At 62.5% G+C, this 21,702-nt stretch carries 20 protein-coding genes (1 of these 20 cut by a window edge); 10 read left to right on the top strand and 10 right to left on the bottom strand.

Going from position 1 to position 21,702, the window contains the following annotated elements; genetic code table 11:
• The 3 genes from hrpB to M1E12_RS19375 form a co-directional block, all read left to right on the top strand.
• Positions 1-2,167, top strand: partial view of an ATP-dependent helicase HrpB gene (hrpB, locus tag M1E12_RS19385; RefSeq protein ID WP_479562953.1) — the 3' portion only. 317 nt of this gene lie to the left of the window's left edge; 2,167 of the gene's 2,484 nt are visible here — the last part of the coding sequence; its start codon lies beyond the left edge, outside the window; the stop codon is at positions 2,165-2,167.
• Between the two features lie 23 nt (positions 2,168-2,190).
• Positions 2,191-3,492 carry an ActS/PrrB/RegB family redox-sensitive histidine kinase gene (locus M1E12_RS19380; RefSeq protein ID WP_479562952.1) on the top strand — a complete coding sequence of 434 codons (1,302 nt, stop codon included), beginning with the start codon at positions 2,191-2,193 and terminating at the stop codon, positions 3,490-3,492.
• Positions 3,493-3,564: 72 nt separating this feature from the next.
• A complete protein-coding gene (locus M1E12_RS19375; RefSeq protein WP_113459168.1) occupies positions 3,565-4,161 on the top strand; it encodes an ActR/PrrA/RegA family redox response regulator transcription factor in 597 nt (198 codons plus the stop codon).
• Position 4,162: 1 nt separating this feature from the next.
• Here M1E12_RS19375 and M1E12_RS19370 read toward each other — a convergent pair whose 3' ends face one another.
• Entirely contained in the window at positions 4,163-4,645 is a 483-nt protein-coding gene (locus M1E12_RS19370; RefSeq protein WP_136539051.1) for an MmcB family DNA repair protein, read from the bottom strand.
• 177 nt (positions 4,646-4,822) lie between these two features.
• On the opposite strand from M1E12_RS19370, the gene M1E12_RS19365 reads away from it, so the two are divergent.
• Positions 4,823-5,488, top strand: a complete 666-nt coding sequence (locus tag M1E12_RS19365; RefSeq protein ID WP_479562951.1) for a L,D-transpeptidase — start codon at positions 4,823-4,825, stop codon at positions 5,486-5,488.
• Positions 5,489-5,569: 81 nt separating this feature from the next.
• Here M1E12_RS19365 and M1E12_RS19360 read toward each other — a convergent pair whose 3' ends face one another.
• The 6 genes from M1E12_RS19360 to hslV all read right to left on the bottom strand — a co-directional run bounded on the left by M1E12_RS19360 (position 5,570) and on the right by hslV (position 14,405).
• On the bottom strand, positions 5,570-7,738 hold the full coding sequence (locus tag M1E12_RS19360) for a malate synthase G (RefSeq protein WP_479562950.1): 2,169 nt from the start codon (positions 7,736-7,738) through the stop codon (positions 5,570-5,572).
• A gap of 103 nt (positions 7,739-7,841) precedes the next feature.
• Complete coding sequence (locus M1E12_RS19355; RefSeq protein ID WP_479562949.1) at positions 7,842-9,845, bottom strand: hydantoinase/oxoprolinase N-terminal domain-containing protein; 2,004 nt, start codon at positions 9,843-9,845, stop codon at positions 7,842-7,844.
• 104 nt (positions 9,846-9,949) lie between these two features.
• On the bottom strand, positions 9,950-11,347 hold the full coding sequence (locus M1E12_RS19350; RefSeq protein ID WP_479562948.1) for a cytochrome P450: 1,398 nt from the start codon (positions 11,345-11,347) through the stop codon (positions 9,950-9,952).
• Between the two features lie 39 nt (positions 11,348-11,386).
• Positions 11,387-12,313 carry a DUF1402 family protein gene (locus M1E12_RS19345; RefSeq protein ID WP_246035023.1) on the bottom strand — a complete coding sequence of 309 codons (927 nt, stop codon included), beginning with the start codon at positions 12,311-12,313 and terminating at the stop codon, positions 11,387-11,389.
• 188 nt (positions 12,314-12,501) lie between these two features.
• Positions 12,502-13,809 carry an ATP-dependent protease ATPase subunit HslU gene (hslU, locus tag M1E12_RS19340; RefSeq protein WP_113377672.1) on the bottom strand — a complete coding sequence of 436 codons (1,308 nt, stop codon included), beginning with the start codon at positions 13,807-13,809 and terminating at the stop codon, positions 12,502-12,504.
• 68 nt (positions 13,810-13,877) lie between these two features.
• Positions 13,878-14,405 carry an ATP-dependent protease subunit HslV gene (gene hslV / locus M1E12_RS19335; protein ID WP_113459162.1) on the bottom strand — a complete coding sequence of 176 codons (528 nt, stop codon included), beginning with the start codon at positions 14,403-14,405 and terminating at the stop codon, positions 13,878-13,880.
• A gap of 203 nt (positions 14,406-14,608) precedes the next feature.
• Between hslV and hisB the strand changes: the two genes are divergently transcribed.
• The 6 genes from hisB (at position 14,609) to coaA (ending at position 18,812) form a co-directional block, all read left to right on the top strand.
• Positions 14,609-15,205 carry an imidazoleglycerol-phosphate dehydratase HisB gene (hisB, locus tag M1E12_RS19330; RefSeq protein ID WP_479562947.1) on the top strand — a complete coding sequence of 199 codons (597 nt, stop codon included), beginning with the start codon at positions 14,609-14,611 and terminating at the stop codon, positions 15,203-15,205.
• A gap of 85 nt (positions 15,206-15,290) precedes the next feature.
• Positions 15,291-15,941, top strand: coding sequence for an imidazole glycerol phosphate synthase subunit HisH (gene hisH, locus M1E12_RS19325; protein ID WP_479562946.1), 651 nt, complete (start codon positions 15,291-15,293; stop codon positions 15,939-15,941).
• Between the two features lie 17 nt (positions 15,942-15,958).
• Positions 15,959-16,693 (top strand): 1-(5-phosphoribosyl)-5-[(5-phosphoribosylamino)methylideneamino]imidazole-4-carboxamide isomerase, encoded by a 735-nt coding sequence (hisA, locus tag M1E12_RS19320; RefSeq protein WP_479562945.1) that lies wholly within the window; start codon positions 15,959-15,961, stop codon positions 16,691-16,693.
• Positions 16,694-16,703: 10 nt separating this feature from the next.
• Positions 16,704-17,480 carry an imidazole glycerol phosphate synthase subunit HisF gene (gene hisF, locus M1E12_RS19315; RefSeq protein ID WP_479562944.1) on the top strand — a complete coding sequence of 259 codons (777 nt, stop codon included), beginning with the start codon at positions 16,704-16,706 and terminating at the stop codon, positions 17,478-17,480.
• Between the two features lie 16 nt (positions 17,481-17,496).
• The gene (locus M1E12_RS19310) at positions 17,497-17,820 is read left to right on the top strand and encodes a phosphoribosyl-ATP diphosphatase (protein WP_136539068.1); all 324 of its coding nucleotides are present in this window, start codon (positions 17,497-17,499) and stop codon (positions 17,818-17,820) included.
• Positions 17,817-18,812, top strand: coding sequence for a type I pantothenate kinase (gene coaA / locus M1E12_RS19305; RefSeq protein ID WP_136539070.1), 996 nt, complete (start codon positions 17,817-17,819; stop codon positions 18,810-18,812). Before M1E12_RS19310 ends, coaA begins: the two co-directional genes overlap by 4 nt.
• A gap of 15 nt (positions 18,813-18,827) precedes the next feature.
• Here the strand turns inward: coaA and M1E12_RS19300 are convergent, their stop codons facing one another.
• The 3 genes from M1E12_RS19300 to M1E12_RS19290 form a co-directional block, all read right to left on the bottom strand.
• Positions 18,828-19,457, bottom strand: coding sequence for an alpha-ketoglutarate-dependent dioxygenase AlkB (locus M1E12_RS19300; RefSeq protein WP_479562943.1), 630 nt, complete (start codon positions 19,455-19,457; stop codon positions 18,828-18,830).
• Positions 19,458-19,461: 4 nt separating this feature from the next.
• Complete coding sequence (arfB, locus tag M1E12_RS19295; protein ID WP_113459203.1) at positions 19,462-19,896, bottom strand: alternative ribosome rescue aminoacyl-tRNA hydrolase ArfB; 435 nt, start codon at positions 19,894-19,896, stop codon at positions 19,462-19,464.
• A 116-nt stretch (positions 19,897-20,012) separates the two neighbouring features.
• Positions 20,013-21,623 carry a phosphoenolpyruvate carboxykinase gene (locus M1E12_RS19290; RefSeq protein WP_479562942.1) on the bottom strand — a complete coding sequence of 537 codons (1,611 nt, stop codon included), beginning with the start codon at positions 21,621-21,623 and terminating at the stop codon, positions 20,013-20,015.
• Positions 21,624-21,702: the final 79 nt, after the last annotated feature.

Here is a 21,702-nt window from a genome sequence, read left to right as displayed (position 1 = left end):
GGAAGGGGTCTTCGTGCGGATGATCCTTGAGGATCCCGAACTACAGGGCGTGGCGGCCGTCCTGTTCGACGAATTTCATGAACGGTCGCTCGATGCCGATTTGGGGCTTGCCCTCGCGCTCGACGCCCAGTCGGCGCTGCGGGCGGATCTGCGCATCCTCGTCATGTCGGCAACCCTCGATGTCGAGCGCATCGCGACCCTGCTTGCGAACCCGCCTGTCATTGTCAGCGAGGGCCGCAGTTTCCCCGTCGACATCCGCTATCGCGACAGGCCGGGCGACGAGCGGGTGGAAGACGCGGTGACGGCGGCGATCATGAAGGCGCTTGCCGACGAGACCGGTTCCATTCTCGCCTTCCTTCCCGGACAGGCCGAGATCCGCCGCGTGGCGGAGCGGCTCGAAACCAGGGTCGGTCCCGATATACTGATCGCGCCGCTCTACGGCATGCTGAGCCAGGCGGAGCAGGATGCGGCGATCAAGCCGCCGGCATCTGGTTTTCGCAAGATTGTCCTCTCGACCTCGATTGCCGAGACATCGATCACCATTGATGGCGTGCGCGTCGTGATCGACAGCGGCTTGCAGCGGCTGCCGGTCTTTGAAGCTTCGACCGGGATCACCCGGCTTGAGACGGTCCGCGTCTCTCGTGCCTCGGCGGACCAGCGCGCAGGGCGTGCGGGCCGAACCGAACCGGGCATTGCCGTGCGCCTCTGGCATATGGGACAGACGGCAGCGCTTCCGGCTTTCACGCCACCGGAGATCCTGTCCAGCGATCTCTCCGGACTTGCGCTCGACATGGCCCATTGGGGGGTGGCGGATCCGCGACAGCTGCTGCTTCTTGATATGCCGCCCGAGGCCGCTTTGAAGGAGGCGCGGCAGCTTCTGATCGGGCTCGGGGCTCTGGATGAGCGCCTGCAATTGACTGCCAAGGGTCGGCGGATGCGCGATTTCGGTCTGCCGCCCCGTCTGGCCGCGATGGTGCTCGGGGCTGCCGAGCAGGGGCAGGCGCGCGCCGCGGCAGAACTCGCCGTGCTCCTGACCGAACAGGGATTGGGTGGGAGCGATCTCGATCTGGACGAGCGGCTGCGGCAATTCCGGCGCGATCGGGGAGAGCGGGCTCGCAATGCCCGCAACCTCGCCCAGCGTCTATCGTCCGGCCTTTCGTCGGGCTCATCGGGCGCAAGCAATGGGGATGGCGAACTGCCTGCATCTGCCGGTACACTGCTCATTCATGCCTTTCCCGACCGGATCGCGCGGCAACGCGGCGGGCGGGGGCGTTTCGTGCTGGCGAATGGACGCGGTGCCGAGATTGCCGGGAGCGAGAGACTGGCCGGCGCGGAGTTGCTCGTCATCGCCGACCTGACAGGCAAGGCCGCCCAGGGCCGCGTCCTGGCGGCTGCGGAAGTGACGCGCGGCGAAATCGAGACCCTGCGTCCCGGTGCCATCACGACCAAGGATGAAAGCGGCTTCGATCTCTCCAGCCGGCAGGTTCGGGCACGGCGGGTGACGCGGCTCGGCGCCATCGTCTTCGATGAACAGCCCCTGCCAAAGCCAAAGGGAGAAGAGGCCGCGCGCGCGCTGGCGGAAGGCGTGCAGCAATTGGGACTGGCGGTTCTGCCGTTTTCCAAGGCCGCCGCGCAGCTGCGGCAAAGGCTCGGTTTCCTGCACCGGACGCTTGGCGAACCCTGGCCGGATACATCCGATCACGGCCTGCTCGAACAGCTCGATCTCTGGTTCATCCCCTTTCAGTCCGGCGTCACCAGTTTTCAGGAGGTCACGGCAGGCAGTCTGCATGACGGATTGATGGCGCTGGTGCCGGCGGGTGCGACCCGCGAGCTCGACCGTCTCGTGCCCACCCATTTCACCGCGCCGACGGGGCAGTCGCATCCGATCCATTATGATGGGGACGAGCCGATTCTGCAGATCAGGGTGCAGGAGCTCTTCGGGCTGAAGACCCATCCGTCGATCGGTGGCGGCAAATTGCCACTGGTCCTGGAGTTGACCTCGCCGGCGCATCGACCCATTCAGACGACACGGGATCTTCCCGGGTTCTGGGCGGGCTCGTGGAAGGATGTGCGCGCCGACATGCGCGGGCGTTACCCAAAACACCCCTGGCCGGAGGATCCGGCAGCGGCGGCCCCGACGACACGAGCGAAACCGCGCGGGACCTGAGGGTCTGAGAGGAAGGCGACAGGATGAACATGGATCTGGCTGCCAAGTTCGGACCGAGCAGCCGTCGGCTGCGACTGGAGACGCTGGTCAAGCTGCGCTGGGTGGCGGTCGCCGGCCAGTTGCTGACAATCCTGGTCGTGGCGCTGTGGTTCGAATTCCCCCTGCCGTTGATGACCTGCCTAGGTCTGATCGCGGCGTTGGCGGCGGCCAATTCGCTTCTGTCCGTCGCCTTCCCGCCGACCTACCGACTGGAGCCAGCCGCGGCCTTTGCCGTCCTGTCTCTCGACCTCTTCCAGATGGGCGCCCTGCTTTTCATCACCGGCGGGCTGAATAATCCCTTCGCGCCGCTGATCTGCATTCCCGTCATCATTTCCTTTGCATCGCAGCCGAGCCGGCATTCGATCGCGCTCTTCGTCACGGCGCTGGCCTTCATCACCCTGCTCGCCTTCACGCCCTATCCCCTGCCCTGGTTCGAGGGGCGCAGCCTCGAAGTGCATCCGCTGCTGCAGCTCGGCATGTGGAGCTCGATCGTGTCGATGACGGCTTTTGCGGCCTTCTATGCCTATCGCGTGTCCCAGGAGGCCACTCTTCTTGCCGATGCACTGACCGCGACCGAGCTCATCCTGCAGCGGGAGAAACACCTGCATCAGCTGGACGGGCTTGCGGCTGCCGCAGCGCATGAGTTGGGAACGCCGCTGGCAACGATCAGCGTGGTGGCGAAGGAGATGGAGCGCGACCTCGGACAGGACGAGCGCTTCCGCGAAGACGTGCAGCTGCTGCGCAGCCAGAGCGAGCGTTGCCGCGATATCCTGCGCCGCCTGACCTCGCTGGCCACGGAGGGCGAGGCGCATATGCGTGAGCTTCCTCTGTCCTCGATGATCGAAGAAGTCATTGCGCCGCATCGCGAGTTTGGCGTGAAAGTGGAGCTTATCGAGCTGTCCGCGCGTGCCGAAGAGCCGGTGGGCAGCCGCAACCCCGCCATTCTCTATGGTCTGGGCAATTTGTTGGAGAATGCGGTCGATTACGCGCGCTCGAAGGTGACCGTCAGTGTCGAGCATACGGCGGCCGATGTCACGGTGACCATCGAGGACGACGGGGCCGGATTTTCTGCCGGGGTCTTGCAAAGAATTGGCGAGCCCTATGTTACCAGCAGACAAAGCGATACGCGGGCCGGTGGGCTCGGGCTCGGACTGTTCATTGCCAAGACCTTGCTGGAGCGGTCCGGCGCGAGCCTCCGGTTTGAAAATCGCAGCCCCGAAGGTTCCGGAGCCCGGGTGGTGGTGAACTGGCCACGCGAATACATGGAATTGGACACGTCGATATGACTTTACCTCTGCGGTCTGAGGATCGCATATGGTCTATCGCAGACTTTTCGCACAGTCGCAGGAACACAGAACATGGCAGACGCAGCATCACAGGTCGCAAAATCCGCCACCGGCACACAGCAGGCAGGCAATCCCGATCTCGGGCCCGACCCGTCCTTGTTGATCGTTGACGACGATGCGCCGTTTTTGCGCCGGCTGGCGCGCGCCATGGAAAGCCGCGGATTTGCGGTGGAGCTTGCGGGCTCCGTCGCCGAAGGGATCGCCAAAGCCAAGGAAGCAGCACCGGCCTACGCCGTGGTGGATCTGAGACTTGGCGACGGAACCGGGCTCGACGTCATCGAGGCAATCCGCGAGCGTCGATCCGACACCCGCATCATCGTGCTGACGGGCTATGGGAATATCGCCACCGCTGTCACCGCTGTGAAACTCGGGGCGCTTGATTATCTCGCAAAGCCTGCCGATGCCGACGATGTCTATCTCGCCCTGACCCAGCGGCCCGGTGAAAAGGCTGAAATCCCGGAGAACCCGATGTCGGCGGACCGGATTCGCTGGGAGCACATCCAGCGCGTCTATGAAAGCTGCGACCGCAATGTTTCGGAGACAGCACGGCGGCTCAACATGCATCGCCGGACACTGCAGCGCATTCTGGCGAAGCGCGCGCCGAAGTAACTTACAGCGTCTTCAGCTGTGCGGCCCACTCCGCAGCCATCAGCCTTTGGGCGGCGGCCCTCGAGAAATCGAGGGTGACGGCCTTGCGCGTGGCGGGGGGCAGGCGATGCTCCGGCGCTTCCCGCACAACATGACCGGAATATCCGTCCGACAGGAACAGCCCGCAGTCCTCCGGGAAGATGTCGAGCGGAACACCTGCATGGGTGGCGAAGAAGAGACGGTCGCAGTAGCGACGATAGTCGGGCCACTTGCGGTCGACCCTGAAATCCTCGATCGAGGATTTGATCTCCACGATCCAGATCTCCCCTTTTTCCGAGAGCGCGATCAGATCCGCCCGACGCCCATTGGACAGGGTGAGCTCGGGAAGAATGGCAAAGCGCATCTCCGCCAGCAGGATCTGAACGCCACGGCGAATCATCATCGCGCGATCGGACTGACGTCCGTCGATTAAGGGATTGTTTACCGCTACAGAGATCAAGGTCATGGAAAACTCCGCTCCGCGCGCCGAAGTCTGTTGCAAAAAAGCAATGCGGAGTCATTTTGCACCGCCGAAGACATTCGGCTGAAGTACGGCACTTGCACTGCCGAGATTAATTCAAAATAAACCATAATCAAGGATGGTCACCGAGCCATCTTCCAGCCATCACCCAAGAGCTTCCTTATGCGCTTCCGCAATATCCTGACTGCGCTCGGCCTGGTTATGTCCATCGGCCTTGCGGGCTGCACGACGACGACCGGTGAAAAGACAGAAGTCGCCGAAACCACCAAGATCGAGATCTTCAGCGATTCCTATGGCTCCGTAACCGATGCTGGTTATGCCCTGCCCGCGATTCCGATTCAGAAGGTCGACAAGAAGTTTCACCGACAAATTGTCGATTATGCGACCAAGGAAAAGCCGGGCACGATTGTCGTGAACACGCGCGAGCGTTTCCTTTACTACGTGCTGCCGCGCGGCAAGGCCGTTCGTTACGGCATCGGCGTCGGCAAGCAGGGTTTTGCCTGGGAAGGCGAAGCCTACATCGCCTGGAAGCAGGCCTGGCCGACCTGGCATCCGCCGAAGGAAATGGCGGAGCGCAAGCCTGAAGTGGCCAAGTATGTCGAGAAGGGCATGGATCCCGGCCTGCGCAACCCGCTCGGTGCCCGCGCCATGTATCTCTTCAACGAAAAAGGTCAGGACACGCTGTTCCGCCTGCACGGCACGCCGGAATGGGCTTCGATCGGTACGGCTGCGTCTTCGGGCTGCATCCGCCTGATGAACCAGGACGTGATCGACCTCTACAATCGCGTGAAGCCGGGCCGCAACGCCAAGGTCGTTGTGCAGCAGTAAGCTTCCGATACTACAGTTTATAAAGAGGCCCGCCGGATCGCTCCGGCGGGCCTCTTTTTTGTGGGTTTCAGTCGCCCGCGATCAGGCCGCCGACTTCGCCTTCAGCTCGATACGACGACGGTGGAGCACCGGCTCGGTATAGCCATTGGGTTGCTCCCTGCCCTTCAGGACGAGATCGAGAGCGGCCTGGAAGGCCACCGATCCGTCGTAATCCTTCGCCATCGGCAGATAAGCGGGATCACCGGGATTCTGGCCGTCGACAACAACGGCCATGCGCTTCAGCGTTTCGATGACCTGCTCTTCCGTCACCACGCCATGATGCAGCCAGTTGGCCATGTGCTGGGCGGAAATGCGCAGTGTCGCGCGATCTTCCATCAGGCCGACATTGTTGATGTCCGGGACCTTGGAGCAGCCGACGCCCTGATCGATCCAGCGGACGACGTAACCGAGGATGCCTTGCGCGTTGTTGTCGAGCTCGCGCTGGATTTCTTCCGGGGTCCAGTTCGGGCGCGTTGCGACCGGAACGGAAAGAATGTCAGAGAGCTTGGCGCGCGCGCGGGACTTCAGGCCGTTCTGGACGTCCGCGACATTGATGCTGTGGTAATGCGTCGCGTGCAGGGTGGCCGCCGTCGGTGACGGAACCCAGGCCGTGTTGGCGCCGGCCTTCGGATGGGCGATCTTCTGCTCCAGCATCGCCGCCATCAGATCCGGCATGGCCCACATCCCCTTGCCGATCTGGGCGTGACCGGAGAGGCCGCATTCGAGGCCGATGTCGACGTTCCAGTTTTCGTAAGCCGATATCCACGCCGCCTGCTTCATGTCGCCCTTGCGGATCATGGGGCCGGCTTCCATCGAGGTATGGATCTCGTCGCCGGTGCGGTCAAGGAAACCGGTGTTGATGAAGACGACTCGCTCGCGGGCAGCGCGGATGCATTCCTTGAGATTGACGGTGGTGCGGCGCTCTTCGTCCATGATGCCCATCTTGATCGTGTTGGGCGCCATTCCGATCAGCTGCTCGACCGCCGAGAAGATTTCGCAGGCGAAGGCCACTTCTTCCGGCCCATGCATCTTGGGCTTCACGACATACATTGAGCCGGCGCGGGAATTCTTGCGGCGACCGTTCGGGCCGATGTCGTGCAAAGCGATCAGGGCGGTGATCGCCGCATCCATGATGCCTTCCGGGACTTCGTTGCCGTCCCTGTCGGTGATCGCGGGGTTGGTCATCAGGTGGCCGACATTGCGAACGAGCATCAGCGATCTGCCCGGCAAGGTCTTGGCGGCGCCATCCGGGCCAATCAGCGATACGTCATCACTCAAGGCGCGGGTAAAGGTCTTGCCACCCTTCGTGACTTCCTCGGTCAGATCGCCCTTCATCAGGCCGAGCCAGTTGGAATAAACGGTGACCTTGTCCTCCGCGTCAACGGCGGCGACCGAATCCTCGCAATCCATGATCGTGGTGAGCGCCGATTCCAGCCCGACATCGGCGATGCCGGCGGGATCGTCCTTGCCGATCAGGCTGTCAGGATCAATGAAGACCAGAGTGTGCAGGCCGTTGGTGCGGAAATAGAGGCGATATGCCTTATCGTTCTCACGCTTGAAACCAACATACTGGTCCGGGCTGGAAAGTCCGGTCCGTCCGTTAGTGGTTTCGACGAAAAGGGCGCCGTTTTCGAAATCGAAGCCGGTCACATCCGCCCAGCTTCCGCCGGCGAGCGGCAGGCTCCGGTCGAGGAAGGCTTTCGCCCAAGCGACGACCTTGCCGCCGCGAACCGGATTGTAGCCCTTCCCCTTCTCCGCACCGTCGGCTTCAGAAATCGCGTCGGTGCCATAGAGCGCATCGTAAAGCGAACCCCAGCGGGCATTGGCAGCGTTCAAGGCATAACGCGCGTTCATGACCGGAACCACGAGCTGCGGCCCAGCGATCGACGAGATCTCCGGATCGACATTGGCCGTCTCGATCTTGAAGTCGGGGCCTTCCGGCAGAAGATAACCGATGTCGCGGAGGAAGCTTTCATAGGCCCCGAGATCGGAGGGAGCCCCGTTCTTGCGATACCAGGCATCGATCTCAGCCTGCAGGTCATCACGCTTGGCCAGCAGGGAACGGTTCTTCGGTGCCAGCTCGTGCACGATTTTCGAGAAGCCGGCGAAGAAGGCGTCAGCCTCGACGTCCGTGCCCGGGATGACCTCGTTGACGATGAACTCGTAGAGGCGTTTGTCGATCGAAAGACCATGGGCTGAAACGGATGTCATGACGTCACTCCTCATACTGATGTCGCTGTTGGCCACAGCATCGCTGAAATGCATTCTCAGTCAATCTTGCATAAATTAGAAATATTGTTTCCGTTTTGGAAAGTTAGTTGCGGGCCGTCCTCGGCCGGCCCGTCGCCGTGGCCGTGATGCGGGCTTCAACGAGCTTGCGCCGCCCCTCGATCTCCGGTGCATCGAGCTCTTCCTTGAGGAGCAGTACGACATCGACCGCACCGCTTGCCTCCGCGCTTCTGCGCGCAATGTCACTGGCACGGGCGCGTGCCTTCTCCAGCGCGAGCGCTTCGTCCGTGACCCGCTCTCCCTCGCCGGCACCGGTGATGATGAAGAGTCCTTCCTCCGGCGAACTGACGGTGACGGAGACACTGCTTCGGACCTGGCCGACAACCGCGCCAACCGCATTGGCGACGTCGGCGTCTGGCGGAACGACACAATCCGATGCCAGCATCTCAGCGATGGCCGGGTAATAGACGCCGGCGGAGGCTCCGAGACCGATGAGCGGCCGATCCAGGGAGAGATTAAAGCGCGCAATGCCTGTCTGGCGACGAAGCGCCCGGTCGATCAGCACGGACCGGGCGGGATCGACATCGGTCAGGCCATCCTCGGCAAGAGCTGCGGACAGGATGACTTCGGCGGACTGGCGGGTGAGACGATCGACAATCATCTGGCTCAGCATCTCGACCGTCTGGGCGATCGGCTGGCCAGCGCCATCCTTCTGGCGAAGGGCGAGTGTCATGCCGAGCTCGGCGGCTCTCCGGTCCCATTGCCCCTGCCGGTCCAGGACATGCATGGCATCAGACGGGGTGAGCCCGCAGATATGGACGAGGCCCCGGGCGACAAGACGGTCGAGCGTCGCCTTCTGCTGGGTGAAGCTGATCAGCTGGTCGAGCGGCAGCGGCACGGGGCCGATCTTTTGGAACAGAGCTGCCTCCTGAGGCTGCAGGCCAGCTGCCAGGTGATCCGGCACGCCCGTGCGGACGGCGAAGCGTCCGTCATGGCGTCCGAGATGCGGCGCGCGCACCTGGCGCTCGAGCACATCGGTGATCGCCGTCCCATGCAGGGCGGCTGCGAGGCTCAAGGGGACGAGACGGCGTGGGCCGAGGTCTATCTTCGCCGCGAGGCCCCGATCGTCGAAGCGGACTTCCGAATCGCCGCCGAGGCCGAAAGTGCGCATGGCGACAGCTTCCACCATGGTGCGGTAACCGCCAACGACTGCGCCATCCTGATCGAGCCGCGGCTGACCGGCCTCCATGACGGCGACGTCGGTCGTCGTGCCGCCGATATCGGAGACAACGGCATCATCGAGACCGGTGAGGTGACGCGCACCGACAAGGCTTGCCGCCGGGCCCGACAGGATGGTTTCGATGGGCCGCAGGCGTGCTTCGGCCGCCGAAATCAGGGCACCATCGCCCCGGACGACCATCAGCGGCGCGTGAATGCCGCGCTCGAGGAGGTAGCGCTCCGCCGAGCCGATCAGGCGGTCGATCATGGCGACCAGCCGGGCATTGAGCAATGTGGTCAGCGCACGGCGTGGCCCACCCAGCTTGGAGGAAAGCTCGTGGCTGCAGGTCACCGGCAGGCCGGAATGGCGGCGGATGATGTCGCGCGCCCGCTGCTCATGGGCGGGATTGCGGACGGCGAAATAGCCGGCAATGGCAAAGGAGGAGACATCGGCCGACAGTTCCGGCAAGGCGGCTTCCAGCGCGGGCGCATTGAAGGGGGTCTCGTTGCCATGGACATCGTGGCCGCCGGCGATGAAGAGCACGGGATCCTTGCCCAGGGCTTCGGCCAGACCATCGCGCTTGAGGTCTTCCGGCCCGAAGCCGATCATGATCAGACCGGCGCGACCGCCCTGCCCTTCGACAAGTGCATTGGTTGCGAGCGTGGTGGAGAGAGAAACCAATCCGATGGCCGAGGGATCGATGGCCGATGCGGAAAGCACGCTCTCCAGCGCTCCCGAGATCCCGATCGAGAGATCGTGGCGGGTCGTCAGAGATTTCGCCTTGGCCAGGATCCCATGGGTCTCGCTGTAGATTACGGCGTCGGTGTAGGTGCCGCCGGTATCGATGCCCAGCATGTAATCGGATGTCACGCAGTCTTCCCCATGGTGCCCGCCGGAATGGCGCGGCATCCCTTATGGCACAGCGCCTGTTACCAATTCCAGCGAGACAGCGGCAGGATCACGCCGCTTTACGGCTAGCGCGGCGTGACCCGCATCGGCAGGCCGCCGGCCGGCTGGGTCGTCAGCTTCTGAACGGGCCAGGGCCTGGTCTGCGGCGTGGTCGCAAACCTATATTTCTGCATCAGAACGGCCAATGCGATGACCGCTTCCTGCAGCGCGAAGGTTGCGCCGATGCAGACGCGGGGGCCGGCGCCGAAGGGCAGATACTGGAAACGGCCGATCTTTTCCCGCGCGCCGGGCAAGAAGCGGGAGGGATCGAAGAGACGTGGCTTTTCCCAGTAGAGTTCGTGGCGATGCAGCGTCCAAGGCATGACCAGCACCGTTGTGCCTTTCGCGATCTCAACGACTTCGCCGTTCGGCGCTGTATATCGATCATCTGCGATGGCATCCCGGTTGATCGAAGGAGCTGGCGGGTAGAGCCGCATCGCTTCCTCGAAGGAGGCGCGGACATGCGGCATGCGATCGAGCCATTCCACGGGATCGGCACCCGATGCGATCACCTCGTCGATCTCGCGCTCCATGGCATCCCGGACATCCGGACAATGAGCCACGCAATAGAGCGTCCAGGCCAGAGCACGCGCGGTGGTCTCGTGGCCGGCACCGATGAAGGTCAGAATATTGTCCTCGATCTCTTCCGAGGTGAGCCCATCCGGACCTTCGAGCTCAAGCAGAAGCGTGAGGAAATCATCCGGTGCCTCGCTGCGGTTGGTCTGGATGAGCGAACGCCGGTGATCCATGGTTCGGCGCACGAGTTCGCGGAACTTGCGCAGCACGCCCAGACCTCGGATGCGCGTCAGGCGCGGGATCCATTTGGGAGCCTTCAGCAGATCGAGCGGATCGACGCGACCCATGCTGTGGAGGAGATCGTCGACATCTCTCGCAAAATCGCCCTGCTCCGAGATGATCCCGCCGGAAAACAGGGTCTCGGACAGGATCGCATAGGTGAGTTCGGTCATGTCGACCGCGATATCGCGCACGACACCCTCACCGCCCGAATGATAGCGATCGAGAAAAAGCTCGCTCTGCTCACGCATCTGCCGCGCGAAACCGCGCGCATGACGCGGCGTGAAGACAGGCGCCATGGCCTTGCGGGAGCGTTTCCAGACAGGCCCCTCTGCCGTCAGCAATCCATCGCGCAGGATGGGCCGCAGCACGAGCTGGCGGATCTCCGACATCTCGTAATTCGACGCATTGTCGACGAGCACATGACGGATGAGACCGGGATCATTGGCGATGATCGTTGTCTGGCCGAAGAAGCGTGTGACGATCCAGGGCCAGGTGTAGGACGGCTGTCCCCAGAGCTCGAGCGGGTTCTTCAGGACCGTGCGAATGATTTCCAGCCGGCTGGGCGGGACCGTTCGCGGCACGGGTGCCGGCGGCTCGAAGGTCGATTTGCGCAGACTGGCGTCCATGTGATGCTCCCTCGAAGGGTTGGAGCCCCCCTCAATGAGTTAGAGCAGCGCTTCCAACTCGTCCAGCCGATCATTGATCAGCCAGCCGTAATAGTTCTCTTCCGGCCAATTCGCCGCACCACTGGCGCGCTTGGACGCGAGTGCACGTGCCCGTTGCTGCGATCCACCAATGTTGAAGAGCGTGGCCGTGACACCCGGATTCCCCGAGATATCGACATCTGCAATCTGGCGGTAGTCGTCGATCGACTTGCGGATCACCGCCGCCATGAAGGCGAGCGAGATATCGGGATCCATGATCGCCTTGTAGACGCCGGCCGCATCGTTTTCGTCGAGCTTGGCATAGCCGGACTTCTCATGCACGAGATCCGACAGCATCAGCGCCGTCAACGGATTGATCTGGCCGAGGCCGAAGGTCTGGCCGGCATAGAAGGGCTGGAAGAAAACCGCGCTGAACCGGTTGTTGGGATAGGATTTGCCGCCCACGGTCTTGCCGCGGAAGCGATCCTGCCAGACGTCTTCGCGGCAGGTCCACAGACGATAGGAATCCGAATAGCCGTTGCATTCGGCAAATTCAGGCCGGCTGACGAATTCGCCGATGCTCTCGTCCTTGTAGCCGAAGCGGAAGCTGTTGCCGGCGTAGGAGGCCGCCTTCACGTAGTAGCTCTGCAGGCTGTCATAGGCATCGACATTATAGGTGTGCTCGCCGACGATCGCGCCGACCATGTGAATCGGCGCAATGCCATAGGCCGCTGCCGTCTTCTTGATCTTGCCGACCAGCTTGGAGTCGGTCTTCAGGAGATCGCGGACCTTTTCATATTTCAGATCGAAGCTGGTCTTACCCGCCTTCGTGCGGCGCACCGACGCGCCGGGTATCGCCGGCTGCTCAGCATTGCGATTTCCCGAGGGGACCTTGTCGTCAGCAAGCGACACGGCGGGCACAAGCCCGGCGAGCGTAAAGGCGACGATGAGATTTCTGGCAATGTTCAGCACGATGGGCGGCCCCTGGACATTTGTCCTTCAACGGATTGGCGACGCAGGGCGACCGTCATCCGACAGCGGCACTCCTTACATAAGGGGCACCTGTATTGTCGATACGGGTCGCTTTCACTTTCCCGGCACGCCGGGGGCGAAAGCGACCCATAGATGCACAAAGATCACAGGATGTAGCGGCTCAGATCAGCATTGGCCGCGAGATCACCGACATGCTCCTGAACGTAGCTCGAGTCGATCATGACCTCCGAGCCGCTGCGATCCGGCGCATGGAAGGAGATCTCGTCAAGCACCCGTTCCATGACCGTCTGCAGGCGGCGCGCACCGATATTCTCAACCGTCTCGTTGAGCTGAACGGCGACATCGGCGAGCGCGTCGATCGCGTCTTCGGTGAAGTCGAGGTTCAACTCTTCGGTCGCCATCAGCGCCTTGTACTGGCGGATCAGGCTTGCCTCCGTTTCCGTCAGGATGCGGCGGAAGTCTTCCTTGGTCAGCGGCTTCAGTTCCACGCGGATCGGCAGGCGGCCCTGGAGCTCCGGCAGGAGGTCGGACGGCTTGGACACGTGGAAGGCGCCCGAGGCGATGAAGAGGATATGGTCGGTCTTGACCGGGCCATACTTGGTGGCAACGGTCGTGCCTTCCACAAGCGGCAGCAGGTCGCGCTGCACGCCTTCACGCGAAACGCCAGCGCCCATCGCGCCTTCGCGCGCGGCGATCTTGTCGATCTCGTCCAGGAAGACGATGCCGTCATTCTCGACCGAGCGCAGGGCTTCCCGCTGGATCACCTCGTTGTCGATCAGCTTGTCGGACTCGTCGCGGATCAGGTCGCCATAGGACGCCTTGACGGTAGTGCGGACCTTCTTCGTCCGGTTGCCCATGGCCTTGCCGAACATTTCGGAGATGTTGAGGATGCCGATATTGGCCCCCGGCATGCCCGGAACCTCGAAGCCCGGCATGCCGGCCCCGCTGTCGGCAACCTCAATGTCGATTTCCTTGTCGTCGAGCTCGCCGTTGCGCAGCTTCTTGCGGAAGCTGTCGCGGGTGGCGGGCGAGGCGGTCGCGCCGACCAGGGCGTCAAGCACGCGCTCTTCAGCCAGCTGATGCGCCTTGGCCTGCACCTCCTGCCGCTTCTTGTCGCGCACCAGGGCGATGCCGACCTCGACGAGGTCACGGATGATCTGCTCGACGTCACGGCCGACATAACCGACTTCGGTAAACTTGGTGGCCTCCACCTTGATGAAGGGGGCGCCGGCGAGTTTGGCGAGGCGACGGGAGATTTCCGTCTTGCCGACACCGGTCGGGCCGATCATCAGGATGTTCTTCGGCATGACTTCGTCGCGCAGGTCTTCCGAAAGCTGCTGGCGGCGCCAGCGGTTGCGCAAAGCGATGGCGACAGCCCGCTTAGCTTCATGCTGGCCGATGATATGGCGATCGAGCTCGGAGACGATCTCGCGCGGAGAAAAATTGGTCATTCAGTCTGCTCCTCACGATGCCGCGAACCCGCGCATCGTCGCTTGCGGTGGCACAGTCCCGGCAGCCGTTACTCGGCGTCGAGGGTTTCGACCACCATGTTGTTGTTGGTGTAGACGCAGATCTCGCCGGCGATCGTCAGCGCGCGGCGAGCGATGTCTTCGGCCGAACGATCGGTATCCATCAGGGCGCGGGCGGCGGCGAAGGCATAATTGCCACCGGAGCCGATCGCGATCGTGCCGTGTTCGGGCTCCAGCACGTCGCCATTACCGGTGATCGCCAGCGTGATCGACTTGTCGGCCACCAGCATCATGGCTTCGAGATTGCGCAGATATTTGTCGGTGCGCCAGTCCTTGGCGAGCTCGACGGCAGCGCGCATCAGCTGGCCGGGATATTGTTCGAGCTTCTTTTCGAGACGGTCGAGCAGTGTGAAGGCATCGGCCGTCGCGCCGGCGAAACCTGCGATCACCTCGCCGCCCTTCCCGATGCGGCGAACCTTGCGGGCATTGCCCTTCATCACGGTCTGGCCGAGGCTGACCTGTCCGTCACCGGCCATCACCACCTTGCCGTCCTTGCGTACGGTAATAATCGTTGTCATCAGTCACCTGTCACCCGCCGACGCGGGCCTTGTGGAGCGGGCACGAGGGCCCGGGTTTGTCGGTTCCTATGTAAGTGGGCTTTCAACGATTGCAATCTGGGCAACAAGCGCAGGCCCCGCGCCTTGCGGCAGCGCAATGTAACTTCTGGATATTTCACCGGCCTGCTGTTATGGGAGGGCCGAGATCCTCATGGAGCAGCCAGATGGCAGAGCGTAAAGGCGAAGTTTCCCGCAAGACCAACGAAACCTCGGTCTCGGTTTCCGTCAATATCGACGGCACCGGCACGGGCAAGATTTCGACGGGCGTGGGCTTCTTCGACCATATGCTCGACCAGCTCTGCCGTCACTCGCTGATCGACATGGACATCGAGGTGAAGGGCGACCTGCATATCGACGATCACCATACGGTCGAGGATACGGGTATTGCGCTCGGCCAGGCGATTTCCAAGGCGCTGGGCGATCGCAAGGGCATTACGCGCTATGCCTCGATCGATCTGGCCATGGACGAGACGATGACCAAGGCGGCCATCGACGTCTCCGGTCGGCCGTTCCTCGTCTGGAACGTCAATTTCAGCGCGCCAAAGATCGGCACCTTCGACACCGAACTGGTGCGTGAATTCTTTCAGGCTTTTGCGCAGAATGCCGGGATCACACTGCATGTGCTGAACCATTACGGCGCGAACAACCATCATATCGCCGAGACCTGCTTCAAGGCGGTCGCGCGCGCGCTTCGCACGGCAACTGAAGTCGATCCGCGGCAGGCAAACCGTATCCCCTCCACCAAGGGCACCCTGGTTTAAGGGGCGTCTTCCCCACGGGGGAAATGCCACCTTGCTCCGGTTCGGGCGTTGAACCCGGACCGTCGAGCAGAAAGGACTGGACAACATGCGTGTAGCTATCATCGACTACGGCTCGGGCAATTTGCGCTCGGCCACCAAGGCCTTTGAACGGGCGGCCCGCGAGGCCGGCCTTAGCGCCGAGATCGAACTCACCGACAAGGCAGACCGGGTCGCGACCGCAGATCGGATCGTGCTTCCGGGTGTCGGGGCCTATGCCGATTGCCGCAAGGGGCTCGATGCGGTCCCCGGCATGCATGACGCGATCACGGACGTCGTCGAGAAAAAGGGCCGTCCCTTCTTCGGCATCTGCGTCGGCATGCAGCTCATGTCGTCGCGTGGTCTTGAGAAGACCGTGACCGAAGGCTTCGGCTGGATCGAGGGCGATGTCGTCGAGATGACGCCGTCGGATCCTTCGCTCAAGATCCCGCAGATCGGCTGGAATACGCTGACACTCAATCGGCCGCATCCCTTGTTTGACGGCATTGCGACCGGCCCTGACGGGCTGCATGCCTATTTCGTGCATTCCTATCACCTCGCCGCACGCAAGCCCGAGGACGTGATCGCTACAACCGACTATGGTGGTGCGATGACCGCCTTTGTCGGGCGCGACAACATGGTGGGCGCGCAATTCCATCCCGAGAAGAGCCAGGCCCTTGGCCTAAAGCTCATTGCCAATTTCCTGACCTGGACGCCCTGAAGCGCACGGATACTCCCATGATCCTTTTTCCCGCCATCGACCTCAAGGACGGCCAGTGCGTTCGCCTCAAGCTGGGCGATATGCACCAGGCGACGGTCTACAATCCCGATCCGGCAGCACAGGCGCGCGCCTTCGAAGACCAGGGCTTCGAATGGCTGCATGTCGTCGACTTGAACGGCGCCTTTGCAGGTGAAAGCGTCAATGGTGCTGCCGTCGATGCGATCCTGAAGGCGACGAAGAACCCGGTGCAACTCGGCGGTGGCATCCGCACGCTTGATCATATCGAGAGCTGGCTGTCGCGTGGGCTGTCGCGCGTAATCCTCGGGACGGTTGCCGTGCGTGATCCGGCGCTTGTCATCGAAGCCTGCAAGCGCTTTCCCGGCAAAGTCGCCGTCGGCATCGACGCCAAGGGCGGCAAGGTCGCCGTCGAAGGCTGGGCGGAAGCGTCAGAACTCGGCGTCATCGAACTCGCTCAGCGTTTCGAAGGCGCAGGGGTCGCCGCGATCATCTATACCGACATCGACCGCGACGGGATCCTGACCGGGATCAACTGGGCCTCGACGCTGGAACTGGCCGCCGCCGTTTCGATCCCCGTGATCGCATCGGGAGGCCTCGCCTCCATCGAAGACATCAAGCGCATGCTCGAGCCGGATGCTGGGAAGCTCGAAGGTGCGATTTCCGGTCGCGCGCTTTATGATGGGCGTATCGACCCTGCAGAGGCGCTGGCGCTGATCAAGGCTGCGAGAGGCTGAGGACAAGACCATGACACTCAAGGCCCGCGTGATCCCCTGCCTCGACGTGAAGGACGGCCGCGTCGTCAAGGGCGTCAACTTCGTCGATCTTATCGATGCCGGTGACCCGGTCGAGGCGGCCAAGGCCTACGACGCTGCCGGTGCGGACGAACTCTGCTTTCTCGACATCACCGCATCCTCGGACAACCGCGACACGATCTTCGATGTGGTCGCGCAGACAGCCGATCATTGCTTCATGCCGCTGACGGTCGGCGGTGGCGTTCGCGCGGTTGCCGATATCCGCAAGCTCCTGCTCTGCGGCGCGGACAAGGTGTCGATCAATTCGGCAGCGGTGAAGAACCCCGACTTCGTCGCAGAAGCCGCCGACAAGTTCGGCAACCAGTGCATCGTCGTCTCGATCGATGCGAAGAAGGTATCAGGCTCCGGCGAAGCGGATCGCTGGGAGATCTTCACCCATGGCGGCCGCCAGCCGACCGGGATCGATGCGGTAGACTTTGCGATCAAGATGGTCGAGCGCGGTGCCGGCGAGTTGTTGGTCACCTCCATGGACCGGGACGGCACCAAGAGCGGCTATGACATCGGCCTCACCCGAACGATCGCCGACAGCGTTCGCGTGCCGGTCATTGCCTCGGGCGGCGTCGGCAATCTCGAGGATCTGGTCGCGGGTGTTCGCGATGGCCATGCGACGGCGGTTCTCGCTGCCTCGATCTTCCACTTCGGCACCTATTCGATCGCAGAGGCCAAGGCCCACATGGCCGCGGCCGGCATCGCCATGCGCCTCGACTGACGCGGAAGGACCCATGATGAGCAGTTTCACCCTCGCCGATCTGGAAGCCATCGTTGCCAGCCGCGCTCAGGCGGATCCGAGCCAATCCTGGACGGCAAAGCTGGTTGCAGGCGGTCAGGGCAAGGCGGCGAAGAAGCTGGGTGAAGAGGCGATCGAAGCTGTGATGGCGGCCGTCAAGGACGATCGCGAAAACCTCGTCTACGAGAGCGCGGACCTCCTCTATCACCTGATGGTCGTATTGAAAATCGCTGACATCCCTTTACAAGCAGTGATGCAGGAACTCGAGCGCCGGACGGCTCAGACAGGCCTGAGCGAAAAGGCCAGTCGGCAGGATCCATGACGATAGCTATGCGGGACTCCGAAACGCCAGACGTCCTCGACCATTTCCAGGCGAACGGCTATTCCCCCTACCATTTCTTCGATAGCGAGGAATGGGCGCATTTCCGCGCCGATACGCCTCTGACGCTGACAGCCGACGAAGTGAAACGGCTTCGCTCGATCGACGACCCGATCGATCTCGATGAGGTCCGGCGGATTTATCTGTCGCTGTCGCGCCTCCTGTCGTCACATGTCGAATCCTCGCAGCTTTTGTTCGAGCAGCGCAACCGCTTCCTCAGCCTCTCCGACGTCTTCAAGACGCCCTTTGTGATCGGCATCGCAGGTTCCGTTGCCGTGGGCAAATCGACGACGGCCCGTGTGCTGAAGGAGCTTTTGGCGCGCTGGCCGTCGAGCCCGAAGGTCGACCTCGTCACCACCGACGGCTTTCTCTATCCCAACGCGCATCTGGTGAAGAACGGCATCCTGAACCGCAAGGGTTTTCCGGAGAGCTACGACATCGGCGCACTCCTGCGCTTCCTGTCGGCGATCAAGGCGGGACTGCCGAACGTCAAGGCGCCAAGCTACTCCCACCTGACCTATGATGTGCTGCCGAACGAGCACCGGATCATCGACCGCCCCGACATCCTGATCTTCGAGGGCATCAATGTCCTGCAGTCCCGCAACCTGCCGGTTGACGGCAAGATCGTGCCGATGGTCTCGGATTTCTTCGACTTCTCGATCTATATCGACGCAGACGAGAACGCGATCCATCGCTGGTATGTCGACCGCTTCATGAAGCTCAGGCAGACGGCCTTCCGCGACCCCAATTCCTACTTCCACCGCTATGCCACGATCAGCGTGGACGAGGCGACGGAGATTGCCGAGGGGCTCTGGGCGAACATCAACCTCAAGAACCTGCGCGAAAACATCCTGCCGACCCGTCCGCGCGCCGATCTCATCCTGCGCAAGGGTGACAATCATCTGGTCGAAACAGTCGCCTTGAGAAAACTGTAGGCGATCGATCGCCGGCTATGGATTGACCCGGCGGAGGGTCAGATTGATACGGCCGCCGGACTTCAACAGGGTCGAGGTTCCCGGATAGATCCGGTCCACGCCGTGGAAACAAAGGCGTCCTTCCCCTCCCAGCAGAAACACGTCACCGCTTTCCAGCTTCAGTGATCTGGTGCGATCCGTCCGTGCCAGGCCGCCGATGCGAAATAGGCAGGTATTGCCCAGCGAAATCGAGAGCACCGGGGCAGAGAGATCGGCCTCGTCGCGGTCCTGATGCAGGCCCATCTTGGCGTCGTCGGCGTAGAAATTGACCAGGCAGGCCTCAGGGTCCTTCGGGTGGCCCGAGATGTCCCGCCAAAGGTCCATCAGCACTTGCGGGATGGCGGGCCAAGGGAGGCCCGTCACCGGATGCGTCGTCTGATAGCGATAGCCGCGCTCCTTGTCCGTCACCCAGCCGAGCGGACCGCAATTCGTCATGCGCACCGACATGGGTCGGCCGGAGCCCGGCATCACCGGGACGTAGAGCGGCGCTTCGGCCACGACCTGACGGATGATTTTGACGAGATCTTCCTGCTCCTGTCGCGAGAGACGGCCCGGCAGATATCGCAAGCCGGATTGTAGGCTGATTTCGGCTTTTGCTCCGGCCACCTTCTCAATCCCCCGTCGGCTTGCTGCGCATCTTCTTTACATCCGAGCGCCCGGATTTTTCCTTCAGGCGCCGCTCGATCGAGCCCTTGGTCGGCTTCGTCTTCTTGCGTGGCGGCGGTGGTGGCTTGGCGGCTTCGAGCAGCAGCTCCTTCAACCGCTCGCGCGCATCCTCGCGATTGCGATCCTGACTGCGAAAGCGGCTCGCCTCGATCATCAGCACGCCCTCCTTCGATAGGCGCTTGCCGGCAAGCTTGGCGGCGTTCTGCTTCACCCGATCATTCAGTGAGGGTGAGCCGAGCAGGTTGAAAAAGAGCTGAACGGCGGTCGAGACCTTGTTGACGTTCTGGCCGCCCGGGCCGCCCGCCAGCACAAATTGCTCCGTCAGCTCCCAGCCGGCAATCGTGATGCGGTTGTTGATCTCTAGGGGTTCGCTTGCCATGTCTTCGGTCTCTTTCTCCGATCCCATATCGGCCGCAGCAGCGGCAAAGGCAAGCACCAAGCCAAAGAGGCCCGGCAAAGCTGCCAGGCCTCTCTCCACCTCAGGAAAGCAGTATCTTATTCAGCGGCCAGGCGGATGCCGGGGGCTGCGTCACGAACCTTGCCGTCGACATGCGCTTCGAACTTGGCGAAGTTGTCGATGAACATGCCGACCAGCTTCTTGGCCTGGGCGTCATAGGCGACACCATCGGCCCAGGTCGAACGCGGATCGAGGATCTTCGTATCGACACCGGCGACGGCGACGGGAACGGCGAAGCCGAAGTTCGCATCCGTGCGCATCTCGACCTTCTTCAGCTCGCCGGTCAGCGCAGCCGTCAACAGAGCGCGTGTCGCCTTGATCGGCATGCGATTGCCGGTGCCATAGGCGCCGCCGGTCCAGCCGGTGTTGACCAGCCAGCAATCGACCTCATGGCGGGCGATCAGGTCACGCAGAAGATTGCCGTATTCTGTCGGATGACGCGGCATGAAGGGGGCGCCGAAGCAGGTGGAGAAGGTTGCTTCCGGTTCCGTCACGCCCTTTTCCGTGCCGGCGACCTTTGCCGTGTAGCCGGAGAGGAAGTGGTACATGGCCTGTTCCGGCGTCAGCTTGGCGATCGGCGGCAGCACGCCGAAGGCATCGGCCGTCAGCATGATGATCGTCTTCGGGTGCGGCGCGATGCCGGTCTCCGATGCATTCGGAATGAAGTGCAGCGGGTAGGCGCAGCGGGTGTTTTCCGTCAGCGAGCCGTCGTTGAAATCCGGAACCCGGTTCTCGTCGAGGACGACGTTTTCAAGCACGGTGCCGAAGCGCTTGGTCGTTGCGTAGATCTCCGGCTCGGCTTCTGCCGAGAGACGGATGGTCTTGGCGTAGCAGCCACCCTCGAAGTTGAAGATGCCGTTTTCGCCCCAGCCGTGCTCGTCGTCGCCGATCAGCGTGCGCTTCGGATCGGCCGAGAGCGTGGTCTTGCCGGTGCCGGACAGGCCGAAGAAGACGGCGGCGTCACCTTCGGGGCCGACATTCGCCGAGCAGTGCATCGGCATGACGCCCTTTTCCGGCAGCAGGTAGTTGAGAACGGTGAAGACCGACTTCTTCATCTCGCCGGCATAGGAGGTGCCGCCGATCAGGACGATGCCATTGGTCAGGTCGCAGGCGATGACCGTTTCGGTGCGGCAGCCGTGACGGGCAGGATCGGCGCGGAAGCTCGGCAGATCGATGATCGTCAGCTTCGGCTGGAAACCTTCGAGAGCCTGACGCTCCGGACGGATCAGCAGGTTGCGGATGAACAGCGAGTGCCAGGCGAATTCCGTGACAACGCGGGTCGGAAGCGCATTGTCCGCATCGGCGCCGCCGATCAGATCCTGGACGAAGAGATCCTTGCCTGCGGCATGGGCCAACATGTCCTGATGCAGCACGGCGAAATGCTCCGGCGTCATCGGCTTGTTGTTGTCCCACCAGATCTGGTCGTCGGTCTTGCCGTCGCGGACAACGAACTTGTCCTTGGCGGAGCGGCCGGTGTGCTGGCCGGTCAGGGCGCGCACGGCGCCATCGGCGGTCAGTTCGGCCTCGCCCCGGCGGATCGCTTCTTCATAAAGAGCAGCTTCCAGGAAGTTGTAGCGAACGCTGGCGGCTTTTCCCAAGCCGATATCCGCGATCCCCGCAGCCGGGTTCCTCACGCCGAATTCCTCCATGGTGCGCCTTCCTCTCACATGGTCTGGACCTTGAATGCGTGAAAACTAAACGGGAGATGACCCGAAAGCAAGATGCGAA

The organism is Rhizobium sp. K33 (genome assembly GCF_056501445.1).
The sequence above is the reverse complement of the archived record's forward strand: the minus strand, read 5'-3'. Positions and strand labels throughout refer to the sequence as shown.

Coding starts and splice junctions, on each gene's coding strand:
- M1E12_RS19380 (WP_479562952.1), top strand. CDS start 2,191: ATGAACATGGATCTGGCTGCCAAGTTCGGACCGAGCAGCCGTCGGCTG.
- M1E12_RS19375 (WP_113459168.1), top strand. CDS start 3,565: ATGGCAGACGCAGCATCACAGGTCGCAAAATCCGCCACCGGCACACAG.
- M1E12_RS19370 (WP_136539051.1), bottom strand. CDS start 4,645: ATGACCTTGATCTCTGTAGCGGTAAACAATCCCTTAATCGACGGACGT.
- M1E12_RS19365 (WP_479562951.1), top strand. CDS start 4,823: ATGCGCTTCCGCAATATCCTGACTGCGCTCGGCCTGGTTATGTCCATC.
- M1E12_RS19360 (WP_479562950.1), bottom strand. CDS start 7,738: ATGACATCCGTTTCAGCCCATGGTCTTTCGATCGACAAACGCCTCTAC.
- M1E12_RS19350 (WP_479562948.1), bottom strand. CDS start 11,347: ATGGACGCCAGTCTGCGCAAATCGACCTTCGAGCCGCCGGCACCCGTG.
- hslU (WP_113377672.1), bottom strand. CDS start 13,809: ATGACCAATTTTTCTCCGCGCGAGATCGTCTCCGAGCTCGATCGCCAT.
- hslV (WP_113459162.1), bottom strand. CDS start 14,405: ATGACAACGATTATTACCGTACGCAAGGACGGCAAGGTGGTGATGGCC.
- hisB (WP_479562947.1), top strand. CDS start 14,609: ATGGCAGAGCGTAAAGGCGAAGTTTCCCGCAAGACCAACGAAACCTCG.
- hisH (WP_479562946.1), top strand. CDS start 15,291: ATGCGTGTAGCTATCATCGACTACGGCTCGGGCAATTTGCGCTCGGCC.
- hisA (WP_479562945.1), top strand. CDS start 15,959: ATGATCCTTTTTCCCGCCATCGACCTCAAGGACGGCCAGTGCGTTCGC.
- hisF (WP_479562944.1), top strand. CDS start 16,704: ATGACACTCAAGGCCCGCGTGATCCCCTGCCTCGACGTGAAGGACGGC.
- M1E12_RS19310 (WP_136539068.1), top strand. CDS start 17,497: ATGAGCAGTTTCACCCTCGCCGATCTGGAAGCCATCGTTGCCAGCCGC.
- coaA (WP_136539070.1), top strand. CDS start 17,817: ATGACGATAGCTATGCGGGACTCCGAAACGCCAGACGTCCTCGACCAT.
- arfB (WP_113459203.1), bottom strand. CDS start 19,896: ATGGCAAGCGAACCCCTAGAGATCAACAACCGCATCACGATTGCCGGC.
- M1E12_RS19290 (WP_479562942.1), bottom strand. CDS start 21,623: ATGGAGGAATTCGGCGTGAGGAACCCGGCTGCGGGGATCGCGGATATC.